Source organism: Streptomyces ureilyticus (assembly GCF_011045025.1).
In the GTDB taxonomy this organism is placed as follows: domain Bacteria; phylum Actinomycetota; class Actinomycetes; order Streptomycetales; family Streptomycetaceae; genus Streptomyces; species Streptomyces ureilyticus.
Genome location: NZ_JAAKZX010000409.1, coordinates 1 through 2,931 on the forward strand (window position 1 = coordinate 1; position 2,931 = coordinate 2,931).

The window sequence follows — 2,931 nt, forward strand, 5'->3', positions numbered from 1 at the left end:
GCTCGGCGACCGGCATCAGCTCGACGTGGGTGAAGCCCAACTCGGAGACGTAGGCGGGAAGTTGCTCGGCCAGCTGGCGATACGTCAGCCCGGGGCGCCAGGACGCGAGATGGACCTCGTACACCGAGAACGGTGAAAGGTGCACGGGTCGCCGACCCCGCCGGGCCATCCACTCGCCATCCCGCCACGCGTGACGCGACACATGGACCACCGACGCCGTCGCGGGCGGCAGCTCCGCGCTACGGGCCATCGGGTCGGCCCGCTGGGTCCGGGAACCGTCGGGCCGCGTGATCTCGAACTTGTACAGGGCACCCTCGCCGAGCCCCGGCACGAACAGCTCCCACACCCCGGAGGAGCCCAGCGACCGCATCGGATACGCCGTACCGTCCCAGTAGTTGAAGTCGCCCAGCAGCCGCACCCCGCGCGCGTTCGGCGCCCACACCGTGAAGCGGGTGCCACTCACCCCCTGGTGCTCCATCGGCTGAGCACCGAGCGCCTTCCACAACTGCTCGTGCCGGCCCTCGCTGAAGAGATACAGATCGAACTCGCCGAGGTAGGGCAGGAATCGGTAGGGATCCTCCAGCTCGAACTCCTCGTCCCCGTACCTCACCAGCAGTGTGTACTCGGGGATCGAGTCGAGCGGCAGCACACCCGAGAACAGACCGTCGCCCATGTCCCGCAGTTCCACACGCTGCCCGTTCGCCGAGACCGCCACCGCATCGGCGTAGGGACGCAGCGCCCGGAAGACCACACCCCCCGGCCCCGGATGCGCCCCGAGCAACGCATGAGGATCATGGTGGGCACCCGCCAGCAGCCGCTCCCGGCCGGCCGGCTCCATATCTGCGTCTACGGAATCTGCGTTTACGGGGATCTCGCGAGCAGCCACGGTGTCAGCCTCCTCAGGCGTGGTGGGAGAACGAAGGGGCCGGCGGACCACTGCCGGAGGGCGTTCGGCCGGGTTCGGCGAGGCGGGCGATCGCCGCCAGCGGCACGGGCAGCCAGTCGGGCCGGTGCCGGGCCTCGTACAGCACCTCGTACACCGCGCGGTCCGTCTCGTAGCCGCGCAGCAACCCGGGTTCCTCCCGCGGATCCCAGCCCGCCTCCGTGGCGTACCCGGCACAGTAGGCGTCCCGGCAGCGCCGCGACCACGCCGGTCGCCACGGGCGGCGGCTGCGGGCGGCGTAGTCGAAGGAGCGCAGCATGCCCGCCACATCGCGTACGGGGGACTGGCGGCGACGCCGTTCCGCGAGCGGGCGGGCCGGCTCGCCCTCGAAGTCGATGACGAACCACCGTGGCCCGGCCCACAGCACCTGACCAAGGTGGAAGTCGCCGTGGATCCGCTGCGCGGGACGGGTCGCGTCGAGCTCGGCGAGCGCGTCGAAGGCGGCCCGCAACCCGGGTGCGTACGGCAGGAGTTCGGGTACGGACTGGCTCGTGGCGGCCAGGCGTTCGGTCATCGCGGCCGCAAGTTCCCTGTACTGGCGACGGCTTGGCATCTCGGAGGGAAAAGCGGCAGCCAGCGCCAGGTGCACCTCGGCGGTGGCGCACCCGAGTTCGTACGCTTCCTCGGTGAAATCCCTTCCCGAGGTGAGGGATTGAAGCGCCAGAGTCCAGCCGTCCGTGGCCTCGGGCAGGAACGGCTGGAGCACGCCGAGTGTCGCCTCCCGCGGCCGTGAGGTCCGGAACCACGCTACGGGGGGAGGGACGCGAGCGCAGCCTTGGCGGACCAGCGCCCACGGCACCTCCAGATCGGGATTGATGCCTGCCTGGACTCGCCGGAAGACCTTCAGAATGTACGAATCCCCGTATACGACGGAGGAGTTGGACTGCTCGGCGTCGAGCAGCCGGGGAGTGAGCCCGGCGGGCACCGTCACCCGCGGGTCGCGCTCGAAGCGCAGCGGGCCCGCCGTGCCCGGATGACGAAGCCGCTCCAGCAGCAGCCCGGTGGAGCGGGGGTCGTGGAAGGCGTCGTACACCATCAGTCCGGCCAGCGGGCCCTCGCTCGCCCGGCCGATGAAGGCGTGAACGAGGCGGGGCGGCAGGAACTCCCCTACGCCGAGGAGCAGTTGGTAGCAGTCGCCGGACGGGGGCGCCCCCGCGCCGTGCTGTGCGTGCACCAGCAGATGCAGACACCCTGGATGCAGTTCGGTCACCGAAAGGAGCGACAGATCCGTGACGGGCCGGCCTTTGCCCGCGAACCACCGCTGCCGTGGCAGCCAGGCCCGCAGCAACCCCGCGACCGAGGTCAGCAGCGCTGCTGTCCCGAGGCTGTGCGGTGGGGGCGGTGCGGTCCTGGGCATGGAGGCGCGTCCTTTCGAGGCACACGATGTGGGGCACACGATCAAGATCGCCAGCTCGTTGACGATCACGGTGTGGGCGGCCCTCCGATCGCTGAGGACGGTCGCAGGACGAAAACGTGCGCGGGCGCGCGGCCCGGCGCCAGACGCACGTAGTTGGCCCTGCCCCAGTGGTAGGTGGCGCTGGTGAGCTCGTCATGCACGGGGACGGACTCGTGCCAGTCGAGGCCCAGTTGACGCATGTCCAGGGAGACCGTGGCCTCCTGGGTGTGATGGGGGTCGAGGTTGGCGACCACCAGGACCGTGTTCGAGCCACGGCGTTTCGAGTACGCGATGATCGCGTCGTTGTCCGCCTCGTGGAAGTGAAGGTTCCGCAGCTGGCGCAGGGCCGGGCTGGCACGCCGGATCTCGTTGAGCCGGGTGATGAGGGGGCTGATGCTACGGCCCTCGCGTTCGGCCAACTCCCAGTCGCGCGGACGGAGTTGGTACTTCTCCGAGTTCAGGTATTCTTCGCTGCCCTCCCGCACCGGGGTGTTCTCACACAGCTCGAACCCGCTGTAGATGCCCCAGGTGGGGGAGAGGGTGGCGGCGAGGACCGCCCGGACTTCGAAGGCGGGCCGGCCGCCGTGCTGCA

Annotated in this window: 2 protein-coding genes and 1 pseudogene; all 3 read right to left on the reverse strand. The window is 70.2% G+C overall.

Features of this window, described 5'->3' with window-relative positions; all coding sequences use genetic code 11:
• On the reverse strand, nucleotides 1–838 hold an 838-nt coding region (locus G6048_RS47535; RefSeq protein WP_408056252.1), incomplete at its 3' end, for a GlgB N-terminal domain-containing protein.
• A 61-nt stretch (nucleotides 839–899) separates the two neighbouring features.
• Nucleotides 900–2,300 (reverse strand): maltokinase N-terminal cap-like domain-containing protein, encoded by a 1,401-nt coding sequence (locus G6048_RS47540; protein ID WP_165345820.1) that lies wholly within the window; start codon nucleotides 2,298–2,300, stop codon nucleotides 900–902.
• A 65-nt stretch (nucleotides 2,301–2,365) separates the two neighbouring features.
• Nucleotides 2,366–2,931, reverse strand: a pseudogene (locus tag G6048_RS47545) (alpha-1,4-glucan--maltose-1-phosphate maltosyltransferase); the annotation flags it as partial.